24 protein-coding genes are annotated in these 25562 nt (G+C 62.4%); 12 read left to right on the forward strand and 12 right to left on the reverse strand.

Annotation, left to right across the window (positions count from 1 at the left end):
* Positions 1 to 89 precede the first annotated feature (89 nt).
* Entirely contained in the window at positions 90 to 950 is an 861-nt protein-coding gene (locus tag PFEN_RS24645) for a LysR family transcriptional regulator (RefSeq protein WP_191489237.1), read from the forward strand.
* A gap of 265 nt (positions 951 to 1215) precedes the next feature.
* Here the strand turns inward: PFEN_RS24645 and PFEN_RS24650 are convergent, their stop codons facing one another.
* The 7 genes from PFEN_RS24650 to zur all read right to left on the reverse strand — a co-directional run bounded on the left by PFEN_RS24650 (position 1216) and on the right by zur (position 6808).
* Positions 1216 to 1989: a MetQ/NlpA family ABC transporter substrate-binding protein gene (locus tag PFEN_RS24650; RefSeq protein WP_191489238.1), complete on the reverse strand. Its 774-nt coding sequence runs from the start codon at positions 1987 to 1989 to the stop codon at positions 1216 to 1218.
* Between the two features lie 78 nt (positions 1990 to 2067).
* Positions 2068 to 2742, reverse strand: a complete 675-nt coding sequence (locus PFEN_RS24655) for a methionine ABC transporter permease (RefSeq protein ID WP_191489239.1) — start codon at positions 2740 to 2742, stop codon at positions 2068 to 2070.
* Positions 2742 to 3749, reverse strand: coding sequence for a methionine ABC transporter ATP-binding protein (locus PFEN_RS24660; protein ID WP_191489240.1), 1008 nt, complete (start codon positions 3747 to 3749; stop codon positions 2742 to 2744). Before PFEN_RS24660 ends, PFEN_RS24655 begins: the two co-directional genes overlap by 1 nt.
* 256 nt (positions 3750 to 4005) lie before the next feature.
* The gene (locus PFEN_RS24665; RefSeq protein ID WP_191489241.1) at positions 4006 to 4719 is read right to left on the reverse strand and encodes a PA5502 family lipoprotein; all 714 of its coding nucleotides are present in this window, start codon (positions 4717 to 4719) and stop codon (positions 4006 to 4008) included.
* Positions 4720 to 4756: 37 nt separating this feature from the next.
* Positions 4757 to 5545, reverse strand: coding sequence for a zinc ABC transporter permease subunit ZnuB (znuB, locus tag PFEN_RS24670; protein WP_191489242.1), 789 nt, complete (start codon positions 5543 to 5545; stop codon positions 4757 to 4759).
* The gene (znuC, locus tag PFEN_RS24675; RefSeq protein ID WP_191489243.1) at positions 5538 to 6326 is read right to left on the reverse strand and encodes a zinc ABC transporter ATP-binding protein ZnuC; all 789 of its coding nucleotides are present in this window, start codon (positions 6324 to 6326) and stop codon (positions 5538 to 5540) included. Before znuC ends, znuB begins: the two co-directional genes overlap by 8 nt.
* Entirely contained in the window at positions 6326 to 6808 is a 483-nt protein-coding gene (zur, locus tag PFEN_RS24680; RefSeq protein ID WP_191489244.1) for a zinc uptake transcriptional repressor Zur, read from the reverse strand. The genes znuC and zur overlap by 1 nt, the downstream gene beginning before the upstream one ends.
* 66 nt (positions 6809 to 6874) lie before the next feature.
* Between zur and PFEN_RS24685 the strand changes: the two genes are divergently transcribed.
* A complete protein-coding gene (locus tag PFEN_RS24685; protein ID WP_191489245.1) occupies positions 6875 to 7795 on the forward strand; it encodes a zinc ABC transporter substrate-binding protein in 921 nt (306 codons plus the stop codon).
* 230 nt (positions 7796 to 8025) lie between these two features.
* Here the strand turns inward: PFEN_RS24685 and PFEN_RS24690 are convergent, their stop codons facing one another.
* Positions 8026 to 8976 (reverse strand): homoserine kinase, encoded by a 951-nt coding sequence (locus tag PFEN_RS24690; RefSeq protein ID WP_191489246.1) that lies wholly within the window; start codon positions 8974 to 8976, stop codon positions 8026 to 8028.
* A gap of 58 nt (positions 8977 to 9034) precedes the next feature.
* A complete protein-coding gene (locus PFEN_RS24695) occupies positions 9035 to 9325 on the reverse strand; it encodes a DUF2782 domain-containing protein (RefSeq protein WP_191489247.1) in 291 nt (96 codons plus the stop codon).
* Positions 9326 to 9399: 74 nt separating this feature from the next.
* Here PFEN_RS24695 and polA point away from each other — a divergent pair, with 74 nt between their 5' ends.
* Entirely contained in the window at positions 9400 to 12225 is a 2826-nt protein-coding gene (polA, locus tag PFEN_RS24700) for a DNA polymerase I (RefSeq protein WP_191489248.1), read from the forward strand.
* A 548-nt stretch (positions 12226 to 12773) separates the two neighbouring features.
* Here the strand turns inward: polA and yihA are convergent.
* Positions 12774 to 13418, reverse strand: a complete 645-nt coding sequence (gene yihA, locus PFEN_RS24705; protein WP_191489249.1) for a ribosome biogenesis GTP-binding protein YihA/YsxC — start codon at positions 13416 to 13418, stop codon at positions 12774 to 12776.
* Positions 13419 to 13640: 222 nt separating this feature from the next.
* On the opposite strand from yihA, the gene PFEN_RS24710 reads away from it, so the two are divergent.
* The 7 genes from PFEN_RS24710 to PFEN_RS24740 all read left to right on the forward strand — a co-directional run bounded on the left by PFEN_RS24710 (position 13641) and on the right by PFEN_RS24740 (position 21146).
* Entirely contained in the window at positions 13641 to 13898 is a 258-nt protein-coding gene (locus PFEN_RS24710) for a c-type cytochrome (protein ID WP_224771092.1), read from the forward strand.
* 45 nt (positions 13899 to 13943) lie between these two features.
* Positions 13944 to 14549, forward strand: coding sequence for a c-type cytochrome (locus tag PFEN_RS24715; protein ID WP_191489250.1), 606 nt, complete (start codon positions 13944 to 13946; stop codon positions 14547 to 14549).
* A gap of 209 nt (positions 14550 to 14758) precedes the next feature.
* Positions 14759 to 15409: a thiol:disulfide interchange protein DsbA gene (gene dsbA, locus PFEN_RS24720; RefSeq protein ID WP_191489251.1), complete on the forward strand. Its 651-nt coding sequence runs from the start codon at positions 14759 to 14761 to the stop codon at positions 15407 to 15409.
* A gap of 13 nt (positions 15410 to 15422) precedes the next feature.
* Entirely contained in the window at positions 15423 to 16280 is an 858-nt protein-coding gene (locus PFEN_RS24725; protein WP_412071490.1) for an endonuclease/exonuclease/phosphatase family protein, read from the forward strand.
* Positions 16281 to 16298: 18 nt separating this feature from the next.
* Complete coding sequence (locus PFEN_RS24730; RefSeq protein WP_191489253.1) at positions 16299 to 18500, forward strand: GGDEF domain-containing protein; 2202 nt, start codon at positions 16299 to 16301, stop codon at positions 18498 to 18500.
* Positions 18501 to 18676: 176 nt separating this feature from the next.
* Positions 18677 to 19456, forward strand: coding sequence for an N-acetylmuramoyl-L-alanine amidase (locus PFEN_RS24735; RefSeq protein WP_191489254.1), 780 nt, complete (start codon positions 18677 to 18679; stop codon positions 19454 to 19456).
* 76 nt (positions 19457 to 19532) lie between these two features.
* Positions 19533 to 21146, forward strand: a complete 1614-nt coding sequence (locus PFEN_RS24740) for an EAL domain-containing protein (protein ID WP_191489255.1) — start codon at positions 19533 to 19535, stop codon at positions 21144 to 21146.
* A gap of 11 nt (positions 21147 to 21157) precedes the next feature.
* On the opposite strand, the gene PFEN_RS24745 is transcribed toward PFEN_RS24740, so the two are convergent.
* Both PFEN_RS24745 and algB read right to left on the reverse strand, forming a co-directional pair.
* A complete protein-coding gene (locus PFEN_RS24745; protein ID WP_191489256.1) occupies positions 21158 to 22936 on the reverse strand; it encodes an ATP-binding protein in 1779 nt (592 codons plus the stop codon).
* A 10-nt stretch (positions 22937 to 22946) separates the two neighbouring features.
* Complete coding sequence (gene algB, locus PFEN_RS24750; protein ID WP_191489257.1) at positions 22947 to 24293, reverse strand: sigma-54-dependent response regulator transcription factor AlgB; 1347 nt, start codon at positions 24291 to 24293, stop codon at positions 22947 to 22949.
* Positions 24294 to 24741: 448 nt separating this feature from the next.
* Between algB and PFEN_RS24755 the strand changes: the two genes are divergently transcribed.
* Both PFEN_RS24755 and PFEN_RS24760 read left to right on the forward strand, forming a co-directional pair.
* Positions 24742 to 25023, forward strand: coding sequence for a hypothetical protein (locus PFEN_RS24755; protein WP_191489258.1), 282 nt, complete (start codon positions 24742 to 24744; stop codon positions 25021 to 25023).
* 79 nt (positions 25024 to 25102) lie between these two features.
* Positions 25103 to 25267: a DUF1328 domain-containing protein gene (locus tag PFEN_RS24760; RefSeq protein ID WP_100940022.1), complete on the forward strand. Its 165-nt coding sequence runs from the start codon at positions 25103 to 25105 to the stop codon at positions 25265 to 25267.
* Positions 25268 to 25562 lie beyond the last annotated feature (295 nt).

A 25562-nucleotide genomic window follows, 5' to 3' on the forward strand; every position in this document is an offset into this window, starting at 1 on the left:
GAAAGAAGACTCCAGTGTAGCGATGATTATTTTGCTTAAAAGCGCATATTCTTGCTTCCGAGCCCGACTATTTTTGCTAGGTGAGCCCGATGCTGCGTGAACTCAAGACCTTTATCCGTGTAGCCCGCGAAGGCACCTTTGTCGCCGCCGGCCAACAGGTGGGGCTGACCCAGTCGGCGGTCAGCGCGCAAATGCGCGTGCTGGAGCAGAACCTGGGGCTGCGCCTGTTCGACCGCAGTGGGCGGGCCGCCGTGCTGAATGCCGCCGGCCGCCATGCGTTGCCGCTGGCCGAACAGATCCTCGCCTTGTACGGGCAGATGGCCCTGTCGACGACGGCCGCCGAGTGGCAGGGTGAGTTGCGCATCGGCGCCATTGCCACGGTGCAGACCGGGCTGTTGCCGCAGGCTCTACCGCGCTTTCGCCAGGCGGCGCCACGGGTCGAGTTGAAGCTGGTGCCCGGCGTCTCTCTCAATCTGCTGAGTCAGGTGGATGCCGGTGAGCTGGATCTGGCGCTGTTGATCAAGCCACCGTTCGAACTGCCCAAGGAGTTGCTGGAGATTCCTTTGGCCAGTGAGGCCTTTGTGCTGATCGCGCCGCTGCATCTGCCAGGGGATGATCCGCTGCAATTGCTCGCTGAGCAGCCATTCGTGCGCTACGACCGGGCATCGTTCGGCGGGCGCCTGGTCAGTCAGTTTTTACGTGAGCAGCGGATACAGGTCCACGATGCGCTGGAGCTGGATGAGCTCGAAGCGATTGCGCGGATGGTGGAGTGCGGATTGGGGGTGTCGCTGGTGCCCCGGGCGGGGCTGTGGTTGCAGCGGGCGGATCGGTTGCGGGTGATCGAGCTGGGCGAACTGACCTTCGAGCGGCGGTTGATCGCGGTGTTGCGCCGCGCCCAGAGGCAGCCGGCGCTGGATTGCCTGCTGGAGTGTCTGCGTCAGCCGGGGTAACGGATCGCAGATCGCGCGCGGTTTAACGCCAGCCAGCTAAGGACAATCTCAAGCCTGGTCGGTATTTGTGGCGAGCGGGCTTGTCGGAACGCCGCACCGCCGTGTCCGACTGCGAAGCCGTCGCAAAACCGATCACCCTGTTCTACCTGACACATCGCGATCACTGGTTTTAGGGCTGCTCCGCAGCCCCGCGCGGGCAAGCCCGCTCGCCACAAGGCCGTGCTCAGCCCCGGATCTCCTTAACTGACGGGTATTGGCGTGTGGCTTAGAACGCCGGAACGATCGCGCCCTTGTATTTCTCGAGAATGAAGGCTTTGACTTCAGGGCTGTGCAGCGCCGCGACCAGCTTCTTCATGGCGTCCGAATCCTTGTCGTCCTCGCGGGCCACCAGGATATTCACGTAAGGCGAGTCCTTGCCCTCGATGATCAGTGCATCCTTGGACGGGTCCAGCTTGGCTTCCAGGGCGTAGTTGGTGTTGATCAGCGCCAGGTCGACCTGGGTCAGCACGCGCGGCAGGGTGGCGGCTTCCAGTTCGCGGATCTTCAGGTCCTTGATGTTCTCGACAATGTCCTTGGGCGTCGACAGGATGTTGGTAGCATCCTTCAACTTGATCAGGCCGGCTTTCTGCAGCAGCAACAAGGCCCGGCCACCGTTGGTGGCATCGTTCGGGATCACTACGGCGGCGCCGCCTGGCAGGTCCGCGAGTTTCTTGTACTTGCTGGAGTAGGCGCCCAACGGCTCCACGTGCACGCCGGCAACGCTGACCAGGTGGGTGCCCTTGGCCTTGTTGAACTCATCCAGGTACGGCTGGTGCTGGAAGAAGTTGGCGTCCAGGCGCTTCTCGGCCACTTGCACGTTCGGCTGCACGTAGTCGGTGAAGACCTTGACCTTCAGGTCAACCCCTTCCTTGGCCAGGACCGGTTTGACGAACTCGAGGATTTCCGCATGGGGAACCGGGGTGGCAGCCACGGTCAGGGTTTCTGCGGCGTGGGCCGAGAAGGCCGCAACGGCGGCAAAGGCAGCGATCAGTTTTTTCATCGAACGACTCCATGTGAGGGGCGCCGGTTCCGGCGCCTGCCGGCCTGGGGCCGGCTGATTCAGTTGTAAAAGCGATACTTATTTGCGGGAAAAGTGCACCACCAGCCGGTCACCGATGCTCTGCAGCACCTGGACCAAGACGATCAGCATGACCACCGTGACCACCATCACATCGGTCTGGAAGCGCTGGTAACCATAGCGGATCGCCAGGTCGCCGAGGCCGCCGGCACCCACCACGCCGGCCATGGCGGTATAGCTCACCAGGGTAATCGCGGTCACGGTAATCGCCGCGAGAATACCCGGACGGGCTTCGGGCAACAGTGCATTGAGGATGATCTGGCGGGTGGTCGCGCCCATCGCCTGGGTGGCCTCGATAATGCCCCGGTCGACCTCGCGCAGCGCGGTTTCCACCAGGCGCGCAAAGAACGGCGCGGCACCCACCACCAGCGGCGGAATGGCTCCGGCCACGCCCAGGGAGGTGCCGGTGAGGAGCACGGTGAAGGGAATCATCACGATCAGCAGGATGATGAATGGCAGCGAGCGCACCACGTTCACCACGAAAGCCAGGATCGAGTAGGTGGCCTTCTGCTCCAGCAACTGGCGCGGGCTGCACAGGAACAGCAGGATCCCCAGCGGCAGGCCCAGCAGTATGGTGAACACCAGCGAGGTGCCGAGCATCAGCATCGTGTCGCCAGTGGCTTCCCAGATGTCCGCCCAGTCGATGTGGGCGAAGAAATTCAGAAACAGGTCCATCAGCGCAGTACCTCCATATGAACGTCCGCGGCGTCGAAGCGGGCGAAGGCGGCGTCCATGTCGCCGCCAGTGATGGCGAGCGTCAGTTGCCCATACGGGGTGTCCTTGATGCGATCGATACGTCCGGCAAGGATGCTGTAGTCGACCCCGGTTTCACGGGCGATGGTGCCCAGCAGCGGTGCGTAGGTGGCTTCGCCCTGAAAGGTCAGACGGACGATACGGCCCGGTACATGGGCGAAGTCGTCGCGCTGCTCGCTTTCGTCGATCTGTTCGTCTTCCTGCACGAAACGGCGGGTGGTCGGGTGCTTGGGGTGCAGGAACACCTCGGCCACCGGACCTTGCTCGACGATCACGCCGGCATCCATGACCCCGACCACGTCGCAGACCCGGCGGATCACGTCCATTTCATGGGTGATCAGCACGATGGTCAGCTTCAGCTCGCGATTGATCTCGGCCAGCAGTTGCAGGACCGACGCGGTGGTTTGCGGGTCGAGGGCGCTGGTGGCTTCGTCACACAGCAGGATCTTCGGCTTGGTTGCCAGGGCGCGGGCGATGCCGACGCGCTGCTTCTGGCCGCCGGACAACTGGGCCGGATATTTCTTCGCGTGGTCGCTCAGGCCGACGCGCTGCAAGAGCTCGGCGACGCGCTGGTCGATTTCGCGCCGCGACAGCTCGCCGGCCAGGGTCAGGGGCAGCGCGACGTTATCGGCGACGGTCTTGGAGGCCAGCAGGTTGAAGTGCTGGAAGATCATTCCAACCTGTTGACGGAAACGCCGCAGGCCATTGGCGTCAAGCGCCGTGACCTCTTCGTCGTCGACTATGATCTTGCCGCCGCTGGGGGCTTCCAGGCGATTGATCAGACGCAGCAGGGTACTTTTTCCCGCGCCGGAATGACCGATCAGGCCAAACACCTGGCCGTTCTCAACCCGCAGGCTGGTGGGGTGCAGGGCGGGAATATCCTTACCGGCGACCCGGTAGGTTTTATGGACGTTATGAAACTCGATCACGTAGCGAACCTTGTGGGGCGCAATGGAAAAAGGTCAGCGGTTAGCCGGCGCGCATTTTAGCCTGTCCGTATAGAGGTTTTTAGCATTTGTTTCGCGGATAACCTTTCAATCGGAAATAAGCCGATCGACGGTCGGACGCCCATCCGTGGCAGTCGGCTTGCTGCGGGCGGCGTTGCGACGATGAGGTCCGCAAGTTCGATGCGCGACTTGCTGGCCCCATCGCTGGAAAGCCGGCGCCTGCAGAAGCGCGTTGACTTCACGGCTTGCTCGGAGTCAATACCACTTGGGCCTGTACCTGCCGGTCAATCTGCTTGTCGATCTTCAGTTCGAAGCCCGCATCAAGCTTTTTCACGCGCTTTTCCAGCAAGGTCGCCAGCCACGGGTAATCCTGGGTGCGCGGCACCTGGAAGGTCACCGCGCACTGGTAGTTCACCACGTCCGCCGCCAGTGCATCCATCTGTTTGCGCAGTTGCGCAAGGTCCTGGATGTTCAGGGCAATTGTGCTGCTCTCGGCACTCGGATCGATCAACCGCGCCGTTGGCCTGGCTTCGGCAGCCTTGAGCGCGGCCTCGGCCTTTTCCAGCTCGGCCTTGCGCGCCTGGGCAATCGCCCCGTTGACCCCGCCGGTCAGGGCCGGCGCCTTGGGCATCAGCGCCCGGGCGCGGCTCAGGGCCGTGGCGGCGGCGTTGACATCGCCCTTTTGCAGCACGATCTGGCTGCGTTGCAGATAGGCTTCGGCCAGTTGCCGCTGGTAGCTCAGCCACTGGGGATCATCCGGCGACTGTGCCTGCAAGGTACCCAGTTGGTCCTCGGCGGTGGCCAGTTCATTGCCGTTGATGCTCTGTTCCAGCGCGGCGATGGCCGCAACCCGGGCGTCGGGCACCGTGGCGTCCGGCGGGGTGCTTTGGCAGGCGCCCAGCAGCAGGGAAAATGCAACAACGAGCAGATAACGGGAGGCGAACGGCTTCATTCCTGCGACTCTCTAATTGCGCAAAAAACGAGCAAGTCTACACCCCTCTGCGCGGCAGAACAAAACTCAGCAGAAACAGGCCGGCGGCCGTGACCACGATAGACGGCCCCGCCGGGGTGTCCTTGAACCATGATAGCGCCAAGCCGCCGCCCACGGCGAGCATGCCGAGCAGGCTGGCGCCCAGGGCCATCTGCTCCGGCGAACGGGCGTGACGCTGGGCGGCGGCGGCCGGGATGATCAGCAAGGAGGTGATCAGCAACACGCCGACAATCTTCATCGCCACGGCGATCACCACGGCGATCAGCAGCATCAGGGCCAGGCGCAGGGAGGTCACTGGCAGGCCTTCGACAGTGGCCAGTTCCTCATGCACGGTGATGGCCAGCAGGGGCCGCCAGAGGCTGATCAGCAGCACCAGCACCACCGCGCTGCCGCCGAGGATCCAGTACAGGTCACTGCTGCTGATCGCCAGCAGGTCGCCGAACAGATAACCCATCAGGTCGATGCGCACTTCATGCATGAAGCTCAGCACCACCAGGCCAAGGGACAAAGTGCTTGGCGCGAGAATGCCCAGCAGGGTGTCGGAGGCCAGCGGCTGGCGTTGTTGCAGGGTCACCAGCAGCACCGCCAGGAGCAGGCAGCCGACGGTCACCGCCAGGGTCGGGCTGACGTCCAGCACAAAGCCCAGAGCCACGCCGAGCAGCGCCGCGTGGGACAAGGTGTCGCCGAAATAGGCCATGCGCCGCCAGACCACGAACGAGCCCAGCGGACCCGCCACCAGTGCCAGGGCCAGGCCTGCCAGCAAGGCGTAGAGCAGAAAATCAGCCATGCTTGCAGCTTTCTCCGTGAACGTGGGCGTGGGCCGCCGGGGCCGCTTCGCTGACCACGGCGCCGTGCAAGTCATGGGCGTGGTCATGGTGGTGGTGATAGATCGCCAGGCTCTGGGCGTTCTGGCCGAACAGCTCGACAAAGGCCGGGTCGCCGCTGACCTGTTCGGGATGACCGGAGCAGCAGACATGGCGATTGAGGCAGACCACCTGGTCGGTGGTGCTCATCACCAGGTGCAGGTCGTGGGAGACCATCAGCACGCCGCAGCCGTGACGGTCGCGCAGGCGCGTGATCAGGCTGTAGAGCTCGGCCTGGCCGGCGACGTCGACGCCTTGCACGGGCTCGTCGAGCACCAGCAACTGCGGTTCGCGCAACAGCGCGCGGGCCAGCAGCACGCGCTGCATTTCGCCACCGGAGATGCTTTGCACCGGGCTGTCGATCACCTGTCCGGCACCGACCTCGGCCAGGGCCGCCTGGGCCCGCGCGCGGTCGACACCCGGCACCAGGCGCAGGAAACGCAGCACCGACAGCGGCAAGGTCGGGTCGACATGGAGTTTTTGCGGCATATAGCCGACCCGCAGCTTCGGTTTGCGCCAGACACTGCCGCGATCCGGCTTGAGCAGCCCGAGCACGGCGCGCACCAGGGTGGTCTTGCCGGCGCCGTTGGGGCCGATCAGGGTGACGATCTGTCCGGGTTCGACGCTCAGGTCAATGTTGTCGAGCACATTCTGTCCGGCAAAGGTCACACCCACCTGTTCGAGGCGAATCAGCGCAGTGCTCATCAGGCCCCCTGGCAAGCCGAGCAAAGCCCGATCACTTCGACGGTCTGGGCCTCGACGACGAAGCCGACATCCCGGGCACTGGCGACGATGGCGTCGCTGATGGACTTCTGTTCCAGTTCGATGGCGGCATGGCACTTGCGGCAGATCAGGAACTGGCCCTGGTGGGCATGTTCCGGGTGATTGCAGCCGACAAAGGCATTGAGCGAGGCGATGCGATGGACCAGGCCGTTGTCCAGCAGGAAGTCCAGGGCGCGGTAGACGGTTGGGGGCGCGGCACGGCGGCCGTCCTGTTCGCTCAATACCGCGAGGATGTCGTAGGCGCCCAGCGGCTTGTGGCTCTGCCAGACCAACTCCAGCACCCGTCGCCGCAGCGCGGTCAGGCGCAGGCCCTGGCGCGCGCAGAGGGCGTCGGCGTCGGACAGCGCGCTGTGCACGCAATGAGAGTGGTCGTGGGGACGGCTGGCGAGAGGGGTGATAGGCATGAGCGGCGACGGCGTTTGAGAGAGACGTTATTATGTTACCTGTTCCTGCCACCTTGAGTGTTCATCGTGCCCCGTCTTTTTGCCTTTTTTGTCGCTGTCAGTGCCAGCTTGTTGGTGATTTCCCCGGTTCAGGCGCAAGTCAGCGTCCTGACCAGCATCAAACCCCTCCAGTTGATTGCCGCCGCCGTGCAAGAGGGCGTCGACACGCCGGAGGTCCTGCTGCCGCCGGGTGCTTCGCCGCACAACTATGCATTGCGGCCTTCCGACGTGCGCAAGGTGCAGTCGGTGGACTTGCTCTACTGGATCGGCCCGGATATGGAAAGCTTCCTGCCCCGGGTGCTCAAGGGCCGTAGCCTGCCGAGCGTGGCGGTGCAGGACCTGCCGGGGATGAAGTTGCGTCGGTTCGCCGAAGATAGCCACTCCCATGCCGAAGATGCCGACGAACATGACCATGATCACCGTCCGGGCACGCTGGATGCGCATCTGTGGCTGTCGACAGTCAATGCCCGGGTGATTGCCGCGCGCATGGCCCAGGACCTGAGCGCGGCCGATCCTGCCAACGCGGTGCGCTACCAGAGCAATGTGACGGCCTTCGACGCCCGGCTCGATGCCCTGGATGCGCGCTTGAAGGCGCGTTTGGCGGCTGTGGCGGGTAAGCCCTACTTTGTCTTCCATGAGGCCTTCGATTACTTCGAGGATGCCTACGGGCTCAAGCATGCCGGGGTGTTCAGCGTGGCCGCCGAGGTGCAGCCGGGAGCCCAGCATGTGGCGGCGATGCGCACGCGCTTGCAGGAAGTGGGCAAGACTTGTGTGTTCAGCGAGCCGCCGCTGCGGCCACGGCTGGCGGAAACCCTGGTCAGCGGCTTGCCGGTGAAGCTGGCCGAGCTGGATGCCCTGGGTGGCTACACGCCGGCGGCGGCGCATGGCTATGAGCAGGTGCTGGAGAAGCTTGGCAATGACCTGGCGGGGTGTCTGGAATCGTTGTAGGCAGCACCTGTGGCGAGCAGGTTTACCCTGATTCCGCACAGTTAAGGAAATTTGAAGTCGAGCGAGGTTTTGTGGCGAGCGGGCTTGTCGGAACGCCGCACCGCCGCGCGAAGCGGCCCTAAAACCGGCGAACTCGGCCTATCAGACAGACCGAGACAACCGATTTTGCGACTGCTTCGCAGCCCAGCGCGGGCAAGCCCGCTCGCCACAAGGTGAGGTCGGCTTTGGCTTTAGAGCGCGAACGGCAACGAGCAACTGACCTGCTGGCGCTGCGCCAGGCGCCGCTGGAATTCCATCGGGTCGTGAATCAACACGTCCTGTCCGGCAAAGGACTCGGCGGCAATCAGGCGCGACAGCCAGAAGCGTACACAAGCCACCCGCAACATCGTCGGCCACAACTCGGCTTCACCCGCGGTGAACGGCCGCAGGCCGGCATAAGCCCCCAGCAGCGCCCGGGCCCGTTGCCCGTCGAGCACCCCGGCGTCATCCGAACACCAGTCGTTCAAGGCAATCGCCACGTCATACAGCATCGGCCCGGAACAGGCGTTGTAGAAGTCGATCAGCCCGGTCAGGTGCGTGCCTTCGAACATCGCGTTGTCACGGAACAGGTCGGCGTGCAGGTTGGCCCGGGGCAGCGCGAGGATCTGCGCCTTGTGCCGAGCAATCTCTTGCAGCGCCGTTTGCAGCAGGTCGCGCGCCTCGTCGCCCAGGTGCGACATCAGCTTCTCGCCCTCTTCGAGCATCCAGTCCAGGCCGCGATCGGTCTTGCGTTCGAGGATCTTGTCGCGGGTTGCCAGGTGCAGATGACCGAGCAGCTCACCGACCTGCGCACAGTGCTGGGCATTGGCCTGCTTGATGTGCTTGCCGGCGAGACGCGGTTGCAGCAACGCCGGCTTGCCGGCCAGCTCGCGCAGGGCTTGGCCATCGGTGGTGCGCAAGGCATAGGGCACCGGCAGGTCGGCGTCATGCAGCACGTCGAGCAGTTCGATGAAAAATGGCATTTCCTGCACCGGCCCGCGCTCAACCAAGGTCAGGACATACTCGCCCTTCTCCAGGCTGATGAAGAAGTTGGTGTTTTCACTGCCGGCGGCAATTCCCTGGAAGTCGAGCAGACGACCGAGCCCGTAAGGGGCGAGAAAGGTTTCCAGCTCAGGCCGAGCCAGGGGGGTGAACACAGACATGGTTAAAACTGCCAGTACGGGCGCCGCCGACAAGACGGCGCCGATTAAAGTTAAGGACTTACTTCCACTCGAAGATCTTCCATGACGGAATCAGCATATCCGGCTGGTCCGAGCGGATATAGTTTGCATCAGTACCATCGGCACGGACCAGAAAGTAGGGCTTGCCACCTTTGGGGGTGACCTTGATGGCGTACAGAAAGCCGTTTACCCGGTACTCCTGGATCGTTTTGTCACCTTCCGTGTGAATCGTCACTTCAGGTTCGGCTGCCGGTGCGTCCGTCGCGGCCATGGCGGCCAACGGCGTCAGTACGAGCAGGCCGCCCAATAACAGGCGATTGAGTTTGCACATGATAACCTTGTCCCTTTGTCGTCAACGGTCCGGTTATTCTAGCGCCGCACCCGCCGAAAAGGTTGATCGTACTCATGAACCAAGCTCCTCTCGTCCTGGTGGACGGTTCTTCCTACCTGTATCGCGCCTTCCACGCGATGCCGCCGCTCACCACGTCCAAGGGGTTGCCCACGGGGGCGGTCAAGGGCGTGCTGAACATGCTCAGAAGCCTGCGCAAACAGTATCCGCAGAGCCCGTTCGCGGTAGTCTTCGACGCCAAGGGCGGGACGTTTCGCGATGAAATGTACGCCCACTACAAGGCCAACCGCCCGAGCATGCCCGACGATATGCGGGTGCAGATCGAGCCGCTGCATGCCAGTGTCCGGGCCATGGGCTTTCCCCTGTTGTGCGTGGAGGGCGTGGAAGCCGACGACGTGATCGGCACCCTGGCCCGCAGCAGCGCGGCGGCCAACCGCCCGGTGGTGATTTCCACCGGCGACAAGGACATGGCGCAGTTGGTCGACGGGCACATTACCCTGGTCAATACCATGTCCGAAACCTCGATGGACGTGGACGGCGTGAAGGCGAAGTTTGGCGTCGCTCCGGAACAGATCATCGATCTACTGGCGCTGATGGGCGACTCGTCCGACAACATTCCCGGGGTCAAGGGCGTCGGCGAGAAAACCGCCGTGGCCTTGCTGGTGGGGGTCAACGGCGGCTTGAAAGAGCTGTACGAGCAGCTCGACCGGGTGCCGGATCTGCCGATTCGCGGGGCGAAGACCTTGCCGGCCAAGTTGCTGGAACACAAGGAAATGGCGTTGCTGTCCTACCAACTGGCGACCATCAAGATCGATGTGCCGCTGGAGATCGGCCTGGACGATCTGCACCTGGGCGAGCCGGACCGGGAAAAACTCGCCGAACTGTACGCCCAGCTGGAGTTCAAGAGCTGGATCGACGAACTGCAGCGTGAAACCAAGCGCATCGAGCAGGCGGCTGCCGTGGTCCCCGCGGTGGACAGCGCTAATCTCTTCGACGCCCAGCCGGCGATCGCGGAGGCTGCCCCGCCAGTCGCCGAGGTTGCCGCCCAGGCGCAATACGAAACCATCCTCGATCAGGCTCGCTTCGACGTCTGGCTGAAGAAACTCAAGGAGGCGAAACTCTTCGCCTTCGACACCGAAACCACCGGGATCGACGCGCAACAGGCGCAACTGGTGGGGGTGTCCTTTGCCGTACAGGCCAACGAAGCCGCCTATGTACCGCTGACCCACGCCTATATCGGCGTTCCGGAGCAACTGGACCGCGACAGCGTGCTGCGGGCGTTGCAGCCCCTGCTGGAGGACCCGGAAAAGCTCAAGGTCGGCCAGCACGCCAAGTTCGACATGAATATCCTTGCCAACTGCGCCATCGGTGGTGATCCGGCGTGCGGCATCACGGTGCGCGGCATCGCTTTCGACACCATGCTCGAGTCCTACGTGCTCAATGCCACGGCCACCCGCCACGACATGGACAGCCTGGCGAAAAAGTACCTCGACTACGACACCGTCAGCTTCCAGGACATCGCCGGCAAGGGCGCCAAGCAACTGACCTTCGACCAGATCGCCCTGGAGCAGGCCGGGCCTTATGCCGCCGAAGACGCCGACGTGACCTTGCGCCTGCACCAGGCTTTGCATGCGCAACTGGCGGCGGTGCCGAGCCTGCTCGGTGTGTTGACCGATATCGAAATGCCTCTGGTGCCGGTGCTGGCGCGGATCGAGCGCCAGGGGGCGCTGGTGGATGCGGCGTTGCTCGGGGTGCAGAGCATCGAGCTGGGCGAAAAGATGGTAGCACTGGAGCGCGAAGCGTTCGCCATCGCCGGTGAGGAGTTCAATCTCGGTTCGCCCAAGCAACTGGGGGCGATCCTCTATGAAAAACTCGGCCTGCCGGTGCTGAAGAAAACCGCCAAGGGCCAGGCGTCCACGGCTGAAGAGGTCTTGGCCAAGCTGGCCGAGGACGACTATCCGTTGCCCAGGGTGCTGATGCAGTACCGCACCATGAGCAAGTTGAAAAGCACCTACACCGATCGCCTGCCGGAGCAGATCAACCCGCGTACCGGGCGTATCCACACCTCCTATCATCAGGCGGTGGCGGCCACCGGGCGGCTGTCCTCCAGCGATCCGAACTTGCAGAATATCCCGGTGCGCACCGCCGAAGGGCGGCGGATCCGCCAGGCGTTCATCGCACCCAAGGGCTACAAGCTGTTGGCGGCGGACTATTCGCAGATCGAACTGCGGATCATGGCCCACTTGTCCAAGGACGAGGGCTTGCTCAATGCCTTCCGCCACAACCTCGACGTGCACACGGCGACGGCGGCGGAGGTGTTCAAGACGCAGTTGAGCGAGGTCACCTCCGATCAGCGCCGCAGCGCCAAGGCCATCAACTTCGGCTTGATCTATGGCATGGGGGCGCAGAAGCTGGGCAAGGACATCGGCGTCGACACCAAGACGGCCAAGGCTTATATCGATGTGTATTTCGCCCGCTACCCGGGGGTTCGCGAGTATATGGAGCGCACCCGTGGCCAGGCCGCGGAGCAGGGCTATGTAGAGACCCTGTTTGGACGCCGCCTGTACCTGCCGGACATCCACTCCAACAAGCCCCAGGAGCGCGCCGCCGCCGAACGCACGGCGATCAACGCGCCGATGCAGGGGACGGCCGCGGATATCATCAAGAAAGCCATGGTGGCGGTGGATAACTGGCTCTGCGAATCCGGCCTGGATGCCCGGGTCATTCTCCAGGTGCACGACGAACTGGTGCTGGAGGTGCGCGAGGACCTGGTGGACGAAGTCAGCGAGAAGATTCGCGTCCATATGAGTGGCGCGGCGCAGCTGGACGTGCCGTTGCTGGTGGACGTAGGCGTGGGCGACAACTGGGATGAGGCGCACTAGCCTGGACCTTGAGCGCGCCACGGCCCTTTGCGGGAGCCCGCTTGCTGGCGATGGCGGCCTGACACTCACTGCATGGCTTGCGGGCCTCATCGCCGGCAAGCCCGCGCCGACCCAAGCAGGGTTTTGCCGTGACATGATGTCGCGGCAAAACACCAGTGAAAGGCCATTAGTTCAGGAATGCGTTTCACTTATGCCAAATAGTTTTTGAAAAAATCAGGAACTAAATTGGCGACACGGCACTCTGAGTTACTGAATGGCTGGTGAAGCCCTTCGATGCTCCTATGTTGTGTTAAGTGTTGGCAGATATTCCGGACCCCGCCCTAGCGGTTCGGAACTTAGACCCCGAACTTCCCCTCCCCATACGAAGTCCGGGGTTTTTTTTGCCTCCAAACTGGCTGTGGTGCGCTCATGCTGCGTTAAAAGCGCGACGTGAAAGACTCATTTACAGCCAGTAAACTTCGCCTTTCACGTCGCGCTTTTGCCTTGCCTGAGCGCCCCACAGGCAGTTCGGTGTACGTCTGTCGGGCCTCAAAAAAAGCAAAAAAGCTTTATTCCGCCGCGCTTTCGCTGCCCTTGTCCGCCAGTTCCATCCAGTCCGCCAGCACCGTGTAGGCCTCTTCCAGGCCCATGCGCTTGGGCGCCGAGAACAACTGGATGCTGATGGTGTCGCCCCAACCCTTGCGGATTTCCGCCTGTACCTTGAGCAGGGTGTTCTTCGCCGCGCCGTAGGTCAGCTTGTCAGCCTTGGTCAGCAGGATGTGCATTGGCATGCCGCTGGCCACCGCCCAATCGAGCATCAGCAGGTCGAAGTCGGTCATCGGATGGCGAATGTCCATCATCAGGATCAGGCCCTTCAGACTCTCGCGGCTGCCCAGGTAAGCTTCCAGGTGACGCTGCCAGTGTTGCTTGAGCGGAATCGGAACTTTTGCATAACCGTAGCCCGGCAGGTCGACCAGACGCCGATCATCGTCTAGCTTGAAGAAGTTCAACAACTGTGTGCGCCCCGGGGTTTTCGAGGTGCGGGCCAGGCTCGCATGGGTCAGGGTGTTGAGGGCGCTGGATTTGCCGGCATTGGAACGACCGGCAAAGGCCACTTCAAAGCCTTCGTCGTCCGGGCACTGGTCGACTTTGGCCGCGCTGAGCATGAAGGTGGACTGTTGGCACAGGCCGAGAATGGGGTTCTTGAGTTGCATGGGATTTCCGATGTGGGCGGTGCCGGGGATGGACGCGGCAGCAGTGTCGTTTCCGTTTCAGTAGCGCCAGTATATAATGCCGCAGATTTTGTGTGCGCTTTGTCCCAACGTAGGATGAAGCTCACGGGGGCGATAAACCTAGACCGTGCAGTAGAACACGGTACGTTCCCAACCCTGAGAAGGTCGTTGCCGGCCCGATGGCTGCTGGCCGCCGGACTCTTGATGCCGCTTTACGGCGCGCAGGCTACACAGGAACCGGAAGCCGTGTACAACCGTGTTTGTGGTGCCTGCCATGCCGGACAGCTGCCGATGGCCCCTCGAAAGGGTGATCAGGTGGCCTGGAAGCCAAGATTGGCGCAAGGTATGGAGACGCTGGTGCAACACGTGACCCAGGGTTTCAAGGCGATGCCGCCGCGTGGTTTGTGCATGGACTGCAGTGCCGAGGATTACCGAAGCATCATCCAGTGGATGAGCGAGTAAGCCCGGTCCATAACTCTTAACCCTTAGCCGTAGTTGGATTAGCTGATGAACAAACTGATCGTGAGTCTGCTGTTGACCGTGGGGATCACAGGCCTGGCGCATGCCGCGGGCGACGCCAAGGCTGGTCAGGCCAAGGCCGCCGTCTGTGGCGCTTGCCACGGCCCTGATGGCAACAGCATGGCACCCAACTTTCCGAAACTGGCGGGCCAGGGTGAGCGCTACCTGACCAAGCAGATGCAGGACATCAAGTCGGGCAAGCGCACCGTGCTGGAAATGACCGGCCTGTTGACCAACCTGAGTGATCAGGACCTGTCCGATATCGCCGCCTACTTCTCCAGCCAGTCAGGCAGCGTCGGTGCCGCCGATCCCAAGGTTGTGGCGCGTGGCGAGGAACTGTTCCGCGGTGGCAAGCTGGACCAGGGCATGCCGTCCTGCACCGGTTGCCACTCGCCCAATGGCGCCGGCAACGCCGCCGCCGGCTTCCCGCACCTGGGCGGCCAGCATGCGCAGTACGTCGCCAAGCAGTTGACCGACTTCCGCGAAGGCAACCGGACCAACGACGGCGATACCAAGATCATGCAGAGCATCGCCGCCAAGCTGAGCAACAAGGATATCGAAGCCGTGTCCAGCTACGTCCAGGGCCTGCACTGAGGCTCTGACGGCCAGCGCCGCGGGGGGATTGTCATCTTTGGCAATGTTAATGATCGATTAATCCGACGCTGCAACGATAAAAGGGTGGCCTTGGCCGCCCTTTTTTGTGGCCGCTGCCGTTACACTAATCATCGAACTAGAGCCCATCCCGGTCTGTCTGAAGTGGCAGGTCGTGTCTGAGGCGACATATCCATGTCCAGGAGCAAAGCATGCGTAATCTGATTCTCAGCGCCGCACTCGTCACCGCCAGCCTGTTCGGCATGACGGCCCAGGCCGCCGATGTGCCGCTCGAAGCAGGCAAGACCTACGTGGAGCTGAGTAAACCGGTACCGGTTGCCGAGCCGGGCAAAATCGAGGTGGTCGAGTTGTTCTGGTATGGCTGCCCGCATTGCTACGCGTTTGAGCCAACCATCAACCCTTGGGTTGAAAAACTGCCTAAAGATGTGAATTTCGTGCGTATTCCCGCCATGTTCGGTGGTCCTTGGGATGCCCACGGCCAGTTGTTCCTGACCCTGGAAGCCATGGGCGTGGAGCACAAGGTGCATGCGGCCGTGTTCAATGCCATTCAGAAAGAACACAAGAAGCTCACCGATAAGCAGGAGATGGCGGATTTCCTGTCCACCCAGGGCGTCGACAAGGACAAGTTCCTGGCGACCTTCGACTCGTTTGCAATAAAAGGCCAGATAGCCATAGCCAGGGACCTGGCCAAGAAGTATGAAGTCAGTGGCGTACCGACCATGATCGTCAACGGCAAGTACCGTTTTGACCTCGGCACCGCGGGTGGTCCTGAAGCCGCGCTGAACGTGGCCGATCAACTGATTGCCAAGGAGCGAGCGGCCATGGGCACGGCGACCAAGTAGGGCCGCCGCCGTGATGGGGCGCTGGGGGGCGGAGCGTATCGTTGGCCTGCATGAGGCCAAGGTCAACGAGGACCACCTGGAAATCACCGGCTTGCCTGCGGACAATCGCCTGCGCCTGCTCAGTTTCAATATCCAGGTCGGTATCAGCACCCAGCGCTACCGACATTACCTGACCCGTGGCTGGCAACATCTGTTGCCGCACACCGGGCGGGCGGACAACTTGCAGAGAATCGGCAGCCTGCTCGCCGATTTCGATCTGGTCGCCCTTCAGGAAGCCGATGGTGGCAGCCTGCGCTCGGGCTACATCAATCAGGTCGAGCACCTGGCCCAGCTCGGGGCCTTTCCCTACTGGTACCAGCAACTCAATCGCAACCTCGGGCGCCTGGCCCAGCACAGCAATGGTGTGTTGAGCCGTTTGCGGCCCTCGGCGATCGAGGATCATCCCTTGCCGGGGCCGGCGGGTCGCGGGGCGATTCTCGTGCGTTTTGGCGAGGGGCCGGAGGCGTTGGTGGTGGTCATGATGCACCTGGCCCTGGGCGCGCGTGCGCGTACCCGGCAACTGGCCTATGTCCGCGAGTTGATCGGCGGTTTTCGGCACCTGGTGCTGATGGGCGACATGAACACCCAGGCCAGCGACCTGTTGCTACACTCGCCTTTACGCGACCTCGGCTTGCTCGCACCGCAGGTGGAAGCCACCTTTCCCAGTTGGCGTCCGCAACGTTGCCTGGACCATATCCTGCTTAGCCCCAGCCTGACGCTGGAGCGGGTCGAGGTGCTGGCCCAACCTATTTCCGACCATTTGCCGGTAGCCGTCGAAATTCGCCTGCCAGGCTCCATCGGTTCTGATACGTTGCCGGCCTTGAGTAGCTAAATCTCGCGGACGCCGGGCATGAGCAGCGAAGAAGTCGAACGCTGGAAAGAGAAATACCTTAAGAGCATCGAACAACAGGAAAAGCTCGAGCGTCGCTGGGACGCTCGTCTGGACCTGCTTCGCCGTGGGCTGGTGCGCAGCACCCTGGCGGCGGAAGGAACCGACCGCGCGGTCGACCTGTGCATGAAGGAAATGCGCGATATCGTGCGCAGCGACGATATGGACGGCGCCCTGGCGGCCCTGTTGCCACGGCTGGAAAAGGCCGTGCTCGACTCCGAACAGCGCCGCGAGACCCGTGCCGAACAGGTGAGCACGGCGTTGACCGCGCTGGTGACCCAGTTGCAATCCCTGCCGTTGCCCCGTGAGGTCAGGCGGCCGCTGAAGAACTTCGCCAAGCAGCTTGAGGGGCGTGTCGGCCAGGCGCGGGAAATCCCGTTGTTGCTCAGCGAGCTCAGCAGCCTGCAAAACAAGGCGCTGGCGCAGCTTGAGCAACCGACTGAACCGGCTCGTCCCGGTCTGTTGCAACGACTGTTCGGCGGCAAGGAGGCCGGGCAGGAAGCCACGGCAGATCACCCGCCGGTTGCGCCTGCCAGACCCGAAGAGGTTCCGGCCCAGGTGCTTGATTCCACGGCGCATGAATCCGAGACCCAGGAGGGTGAGCCAGTTCACGCGCCCGCGCCTGTGCCGGCACCTGTCATGGCAGCGGCTGTCGCGCCCACGACTGTGTCTACCCCTGTGGGCCCAGCTGACGCTACGGCGTCAGTCGGGCCCGAATCGCCTCGGTCAACGCCAGCCGATATCGAGTCCGAGGTGCCACCACCGGTCGCGCCTGTCGATGTCGTTGCCTATGCGCCCCCGGTGGTGCAGCCGGAGCCGTCGGCCCTGGCTGGCGAACCGCCGTCTGAAGCCCTGCCCGCGACTCCGGCCAGCGAGGAACAGCGGCCGCTGTTGTCGGTACCGGATGCTGGGCCCAGCGTGCCGCCGTCGGTGCCCGCGCCCGTCATCGAGGCGACAGCCTCGCCTGAAGTGCTGGCCCCTGTGGTTCATCTCGCGCCCACGCTGTTTATCGACAGCCTGCCATTACCGTCGGTGATGGCTGAAGCGCTGGCGGCCGTCGACCCGGAGTACCCGGAACCGGATGTCCTGTTTGCCTTGCCCGAATCCCCCGAGCCGTCCTACAGCTCGGTGGCCGAACATATCGAGTCGACACTGCTTGGCCTGCTCGATGACCTCACGCTTCCCGAGCGTCACCAGGCCCACGCCGAGGCCATGCGCCAGCGCCTCGAACATGGGTTGAACTGGTACGAATTGCTGCCGATCCTCGATGATCTGGCCGTGTTGATGCTGGCGATCAACGACAGCGGCCAGCGTGATTTCGAGGCCTACCTCAAGCAACTCAACGAACGCCTGGAGTCGTTCCAGAGCAACCTGCAGGCGGCCAGCGCCGGCCACGCCGAGGGGCGTACGGCGGCGAATGAACTGCACAGCCAACTGCGCGAGCATGTCGATGGGCTGCAAAGCAGCGTGCAGGATGCCGCGGACCTGGACAGCCTCAAGCATGTCCTGGAAAACCGCCTCGAAGGGTTGCTGGGCACCATGGATCAGCACCAGCAGCAACGGGCCATCCGCGAACAGGAGGTTGCCGTGCGCCTGCAAAGCCTTGCCGAGCGCGTGGCGCATATGGAGAAAGAGGCCCAGGGCTATCGCGATCATCTTGAAGAGCAGCGCCAGAAAGCCCTGGTCGATCCGTTGACCGGCCTACCCAATCGCGCGGCCTGGAGCGAACGCCTGGAGCAGGAAATGGCGCAGTGGCAGCAGCATGGCAACACCTTGTTGATCGCCATGCTCGATCTCGACCACTTCAAGCGCATCAACGACAACTATGGCCACCTGGCCGGCGACAAGGTACTGAAAATCATTGCCGGCGAGCTGCGCAAGCGCCTGCGCTCGGGGGATTTCATTGCCCGTTTCGGCGGTGAGGAGTTTGTCCTGTTGGTGCCCAATACCCCGATCAGCGCCGGACTCAAGTTGGCCGAGACCTTGCGCACGGCCATTGAGGCCTGTCCGTTCCACTTCAAGGGCGAGCGCGTGACGATCACGGTGTCGGTCGGTTTGTCGGCGTTCAGGACTGGCGAGCGCGGCGACCATGCGCTCAAACGAGCCGATGAGGCGCTTTACCGGGCCAAGAATGCCGGGCGCAATCGTGTCGAACAGGGCTGAGCAAACGGCGGACCCTGTCGGAGCCGGCTTGCCGGCGATAGTGGCGGCAAGGCTGGCATCGTCGTTTCTGGCAAGCCCGTTGCCACAAGTTGCATCAGGTAACAGTGCTTTGGCCGCAGTTGAGTCCGCCAGTACGTTATGCTGTCGCGTTACTGTCTTCGTTTGTTGCCGCTGCCATGAAACTGCTCCCCCTGCTTCTTTCCATCCTGCTGCTGGCGGGCTGCGCCAGCGGCCCGCGTCTCGACACCAGCCACCCGTCGGTCAACTACGATAATCGCGTGCAGTTCGTGGTTCTTCACTACACCTCGGCGAACATGGAAAACTCGCTGCGATTGTTGACCCATGGCCAGGTCAGCAGCCATTACCTGATCGGCGACGATAATCGCGCCACCCTCTACAAGCTGGTGGACGAGAGCCAGCGTGCCTGGCACGCCGGGGAAAGCGAGTGGCTGGGGCGTACCTGGCTGAACTCCAGCTCCATTGGCATTGAAATCGTCAACCCGGGCTTCCGCGATACGCCCAGCGGACGTGTCTGGTATCCCTATAGCGAAGCGCAGATCCAGGCGCTGATCGTCCTGCTCAAGGACATCGTCAAACGCAATCGTATCGAGCCGGGCAATATCATCGGTCATAGCGATATCGCCCCGTTGCGCAAGCAGGACCCGGGACCGTTGATGCCCTGGAAGCGCCTGGCGGCGCAAGGGTTGGGAGTGTGGCCTGACGAACAGGCGGTCGCTCGGTTGCAAAATGCCTATGCCGCCGAACTGCCGAGCATCACCTGGTTCCAGCAGCAGCTCAAGCGTCTGGGCTATACCACGCCACAAACCGGCGAACTGGATGTTGCCACGCGCCATGTGCTCGCGGCGTTCCAGATGCACTTCCGGCCCGCGCGCTTCGACGGTCTGCCGGATGCGCAAAGTGCCGCGATCCTTCAGGTGCTCAATCAGTCAAAATAACGTCACCGCCGGACGGTCAGCGCCAATTTGCCAATCTGTTGCTATAACTCATTGGTAAGTCTTCGGATGTTCCCTGATGCCGGCTCGTGAGACGTTGCGCTCCTGGTTCCATCGTCCCTGGTCGTTGGCATTGCTGGCGGCCCTGCTCAGTGCCGCTCTTTTGTTGGCCGGTAGCCTGGGGGTGGCAATGCACCAGGTCAGGCAGCAGGAAAGCGAACAGATGAATGCCCAGGGGCAGCGTTTCCTGGAGCGGCTGGAACAACTTTTCGGGCAACTGCGTGAGGGGCTCGACCAGTTGGAAGCCCAGCCCTTGCGCGACTGCAGCCCGGCCATGACCGAGACCTTGCAGAAACTGAGCTTCAACTACCGCTTTGTCTACGAAGCCTTCTATGTCGACAGCGTCCAGTCCTGTTCCAACTGGCCTGGCCAGGATGGCCATGTGACCTCCCGGGTGCCGGATATCCGTGGGCCGACCTACAGTTATTGGCTCAATACCTCGGCTCAGCCCAATGACAACCTGGCCACCCTGATGCTCGGTCGCGGGCACTTCCGGGTGGCCACCTCCCGTGGGCATTTGAGCGATGTAGTGGAGTTGCCGCCGGGGGCCAGCCTGCTGGTGGTGGTCGATCATGGCCGGCGGGCGATTCCGGTGCTGGGACCGGCGCAGGTCTGGCCTCCTCCGGGCTGGCCGCCGAAAAGGCCCGACCCGTTGGTGATCACGGCGAATGAATTGATTTATCGCATGCCGACCCGGACACCGGAATACCAACTGATGATGGTGGCCCCGCGTGAGGCCATGCCACTGCCGATCGATCCGCTGTGGTGGTGGCTGCTGTCGGTGAGCCTGCTGATTGCCTGCTGCATCGGCGGCCTGACCTGGCAGCTGGCTCGGCAGCGGCAGTCGCTCAATGGCGAGCTGCAAGGAGCGCTGCGCCGTGGTGAGTTTCAGGTGTTGTATCAACCGATCTTCGACCTGGGCAGCCGGCATTGTGTCGGTGCCGAAGCCTTGATCCGCTGGCGCCGGCCGGATGGCACGCTGACCAGCCCCGACCTGTTCATTCCCTTGGCGGAAGACACCGGACAGATCCGCCAGATCACCGATTTCGTCCTGCAACGGTTATTGGACCAGCTGGGTCAGCTGTTGCGGGCCAATCCGCAATTGTATATCTCGGTGAACCTGGCGGCCTGTGATGTCATGGTGCCGCGTATCGGCGAAGTGATTGCCGACCTGCTGCGCTTGCACCGGGTCAGTGCCCGGCAGATCGCCTTCGAAGTCACCGAGCGCGGGCTGATCGACGTGGTGGTGGCCCGGGACAATCTGCAGGCCCTGCGCAATCTTGGCCATCAAGTGCTGATCGACGACTTCGGTACCGGCTATTGCAGCCTGGCCTACCTGCAGACACTGCCGGTGGACTGCCTGAAGATCGACAAAGCCTTCATTGATGCCCTGGGCCATGATGCCGCCAGCAGCGGTGTGGCGCCGCATATCATCCGCATGGCCCATGCGCTGCACTTGCGGGTGATTGCCGAGGGGATCGAGTCCGAGCACCAGGCTGTGTTGCTCAGCAGTGAAGGCGTCAGTTACGGCCAGGGTTGGCTGTTCGCCCGGGCGCTGACGGCGGTGCAGTTCGTCGAATTGATCACCCGCGGTCGACGCCTGGCCACGCGCCGCCTGGACGATGAAGCCTAGCCGGACCGGTTCTAGAGTGGCAGCGCCATGTAGAACTGCGTGCCCTGCCCTGGCCGTGAATACACACCCATGCGCCCGCCGTGCAATTGCACGATCTCCTTGCACAGGGCCAGACCGAGGCCGGCGCCGCCTTTCTTGCGCCCGACCTGGACGAAGGGTTCGAAGATGCGTCCCTGTTGGCCGTAGGCAATCCCCTCGCCGTTGTCTTCGACACTGATGATGACCCGCTCGCCATGGCGCCGGGCCTGCAAGCGAATCTGCCCGCCCCGGGCGGTATGGCGCAGGGCGTTGTCCAGCAAGTTGTCGAGTACTCGCTCCAGTTGCTGTTGATCGGCAGGCAGGCGTGGCAAGGGCGGCTGCAGCTCCACCTGCAGGTCGATCCCCTGGCTGAGGGCTCGTTCGGCAACGCGCAGGCGGCTCGCTTCCAGCAGTGGCTCGATATCGCAGGGCTCCATGGACAACTTCTGCAGGCCGTTCTGGTAACGGGAGAAATTCAGCAGATCGTTGATCAATTGCATCAGCCGCTGCATTTCTTCATTGACGGTATTCAGCAAGTCCGCCTCTCGCGACTCGCTGTCGAAATGTACGCGTTCCTGCAACAGGCCGAACGCCATGTGCATGCCGGTGACCGGCGTGCGCAGTTCGTGGGAGGCGCGCAGGACGAACTCGCTGCGCACCCGCTCGAAAGCCCGTTGCTCGGTGACATCGTGCAGCACCATCACGGCTCCGAGAATATGCCCTCGGGTATGGCTGACCGGTGTCAGGCTGTAGGTCAGCAGGCGGCTTTCGCCTTCGACCTCGACCTCAAGGTCTTCCGGGGCCCGTTCCAGGCTGGCGCCGTGCAGGATCAATTGCAGTTGTTCGTCCAGCTCGGGCCGTTGCAATGCCAGGCCAAGGCGCTGGCCGAGGCGGTCGCCGTCCCAGCCCAGCTGTCGCTGTGCCACCGGGTTGAGGTGTTCCAGGCGGCCCTCGCGGTCAATGATCAGCAGCCCGTCGTCGATGCTGTCGAGCACGGCCTGCAAGCGTTGCTGGCCAGTCAGCAATTCGTCGATATTGGTTGCCTGATGCTGGCGCAAGGCCTCGGCCATGATGCCGAAACGGCGAGTCAGCAGGTTCATCTCGGTTGCCGAGGAGATCGGCAGGGTCACTTCGAAGTCGCCCTGGCCGATCTTGTCCGCCGCCTGGGCCAGGGCCTCGATGGGAGTACCGAATCGGCGGGCGATGCCATGAGCGGTAATAAAGCCGACGATCAGCACCGCCAGTCCGACAAACCCGAGTAGCCCGGCCACCATCAGCGCCCGCTCGCGGGCATTGTTCTCCGTGGCGCTGATGTTGTCCAACGCCTGCTTGTGTTCGGCTATCAGACCGTTGCGCAGGGCATTGAAGCTGTCGCTGAACTCCTCGGTGCTGCCACTGCCGTCGCGTGAGCGGGCGAAGGCCCGCAGGAACTGCTCGTAGTCGATTCGCGCCTGGGCAAAGCCGCTGCGGACGTCGCTGCTCTGCTCATGAGTGATGCCTTCGTGAAGCAGTTGCAGGTAGTGCTCACGCGCGGCCTCGAGCGCGGTCTGGTCGGCTTTGTCGCTGAGCATGAGGATCAACTGGTCGTCCAGGCTCTGGCGCAGCTTGAGGTCCAGGTCCAGGGTAATGAAGTTGTCGCTGATCAGCGATTCCTGGGTCGTGGCCATCTGCATCACGCTGACCAGGCCCAGCATCAGGCCCAGCAATGCGACGGTGATCAGCGCCGAAATACTCAGGAAGAGCCGAGTGCGCAGCTTCATCGCGAGTTTCATGCGGCGTTACTCACAGGTTGTACTGTTTGCGTTTGCGGTACAGCGTCGAGGCGTCGATGCCCAGTGTCCTGGCGGCCTGGTCGAGGGTATCGCTGGTGGCCAGTACCGCGCCGATATGGGCCTTTTCCAGTTCGTCCAGGCTCAGGGCGGCGCCGATACGCGGTGCGCTGTTGGCTGGTTGCTCGGCCATGCCCAGGTGGCTGATCTCTACCCGCTCCTGGGGGCAGATGATGCTGGCGCGTTCGACCACATTGCGCAGTTCGCGGATATTGCCCGGCCAGCGGTAATTGAGCAGGGCTTCGCGGGCCTCATCGCCGAACACGCGGGCCGGTCGGGCGTATTCCTTGACGAAGCGCGCGAGGAAGCGATCGGCGAGCATCAGGATGTCTTCGCTGCGCTCGCGCAGGGGCGGCAGGTGCAGGGTGATGACGTTCAGGCGATAGAGCAGGTCCTCGCGAAAACGCCCATCGCGGACCATGTCCTCGAGGTTGAGGTTGGTGGCGGCGAGGATTCGCACATCGGCGCGGCGTGTCACCGGATCGCCCACGCGTTCGTACTCCTTGTCCTGGATAAAACGCAGCAACTTGGGTTGCAGGGTCAGGGGAAAGTCGCCGATTTCGTCGAGGAACAAGGTGCCGCCATCGGCCTGGTTGACTCGACCCAAGGTGCTTTCGCTGGCGCCGGTGAAGGCTCCACGGCTGTGCCCGAACAGCTCGCTTTCCATCAGTTCGGCGGTCAGGGACGGGCAGTTGATGGTCACGCAGGACTTTTTCGCCCGCTTGCTCCAGCCGTGGATGGCGCGGGCCAATTCACCCTTGCCGGTGCCTGACTCGCCGAGGATCAGAATATTCGCATCGGTGCCGGCCACCTGGCGCGCGGTTTCCAGCACCGCCATCATCGACGGGCTGTGGGAGTCGAGGCCATCCTTGGGTTGGCGCACCGCGCCTTCCAGGGCCTCGAGGCGCGCGGACAGTTGCCGCACCTCCAGTTGCTTGGCCGTGGCCAGGCGCAGTTGGTCCGGGCTGCACGGCTTGACCAGGTAATCGGCGGCACCGGCCTGGATGGCATCGACCGCGGTGTCCACGGCGGAATGGGCGGTGACGATGACCACGCGCATCCAGGGCGCCTGGATGCGCATCTGGGCCAGCACATCGAGGCCATTGTCTTCCCCCAGCCGCAGGTCGAGGAAACACAGGTCGAACACCTGGCGCTGCAGCAAGGTGTCGGCCTGGGCCGCGCTGTTCGCCGTGGCGACGGTATAGCCCTCGTCCTCCAGGCAGTAGCGGAAGGTGCGGAGAATGGCTGATTCATCATCTACCAGCAGAATACGGCCTTGATGTTCTGTGGCTGACTCCATCGCCCGCGCTCCTTTAGTAAAAGTTTCCAGTCGTTCCCGGAAAAATCCGGCGTATTAAAGAGCTGATTCTGGTTGACCCGATAACAAGCAGGGTAACGGTCTCTGCCCCCGATTGCTAACCCGCTGATTTGGGGAATTTTTTAGGCTCTTTTCTTCCGACAGTTGTGCTCTCAGCTAATTCCTACGGATTTCTTACTGATTATTCGTGAGTTTAGGCTCTTTCCTACTGACTCATCGTGCAATACGCACGACCGTATACCGGGCATCGTGCAGGATGCTCGTTCAATAATTTTTAAGACTCTTCAATTGATTGATTTTGTTGAGTTTTTTATGAATAAAAAACTGGCATGCGGGCTGCACTGTTCTTCCCAAGAGTATTCCCTGTGACCGGGTTGGTTCATCTCTCCCGGCGCTGGAATACACATCATTGTGTCGGAGGAGTTTCAGGATGAATCGCCCGCGTGCCACCTACATATATCTCTCGCCAATGCATGTGCAGCAAGGACTGTTTGCCGTGCTGGTGCTGCTGGTCACGCTGCTTGCCGGCCAGCAGTTACAACGCTGGAACCAGGCCGGCGTCCGGGTTCCGAGCCTGCCCGAGCCTGTCATGCAACCAAGCCATTTTCATGCTGGCGCTACCGGCATCATCGATCCGGCCCCTTACCACCTGACATCGGTCGATCAAGCCCAAGAGCCTGACCAGCCGTTTCAGCCGCGTTGGGTGTTCTAGGCAATAACCGGGCTGTCGGACGCTGGTCCCGGAGCACTAAAGGCTGTACCCCAAAATTCGTCAGTCGAGGAGAGTCATCATGTTGAGCTGGGCAGTCACATTCCTGATCATTGCCATTGTCGCCGCAGTATTGGGTTTTGGTGGTATCGCCGGTACGGCCACGGGCATCGCCAAGATTCTCTTTGTCGTGTTCCTGGTGATGTTCGTGGTTTCCTTCCTCTTCGGTCGTCGCGGTCGAGGTTGACCAGGAGCCGTCTATTGAAGGTCCTTGCCGTCGCCCCGCCGTTGGGCGGCGGTCCTTGCCGTTACATCACGGGCGTTTGTCGCTTTAATCCTATGTCGTTCTGACATTAAGTGGCATTTTCAGCGTCCCCACTTTTCCCATGTGACCGTACGTCTAGAAGTCCACCCCCCTGCCTTCCTGTTGTTTTCGATTGAATTTGTGGACCTTTTCCTTTTGTTTAGCCTCGATTTGTTGCCCGGTCACAGAGGAAAAATGCTTTGAAATGGCCGGTTTACGGCACTTGTCCCGGCTGAAA

Origin of the sequence: Pseudomonas sp. FEN (assembly GCF_904067045.1) — a bacterium.
Taxonomy (GTDB): Bacteria; Pseudomonadota; Gammaproteobacteria; order Pseudomonadales; family Pseudomonadaceae; genus Aquipseudomonas.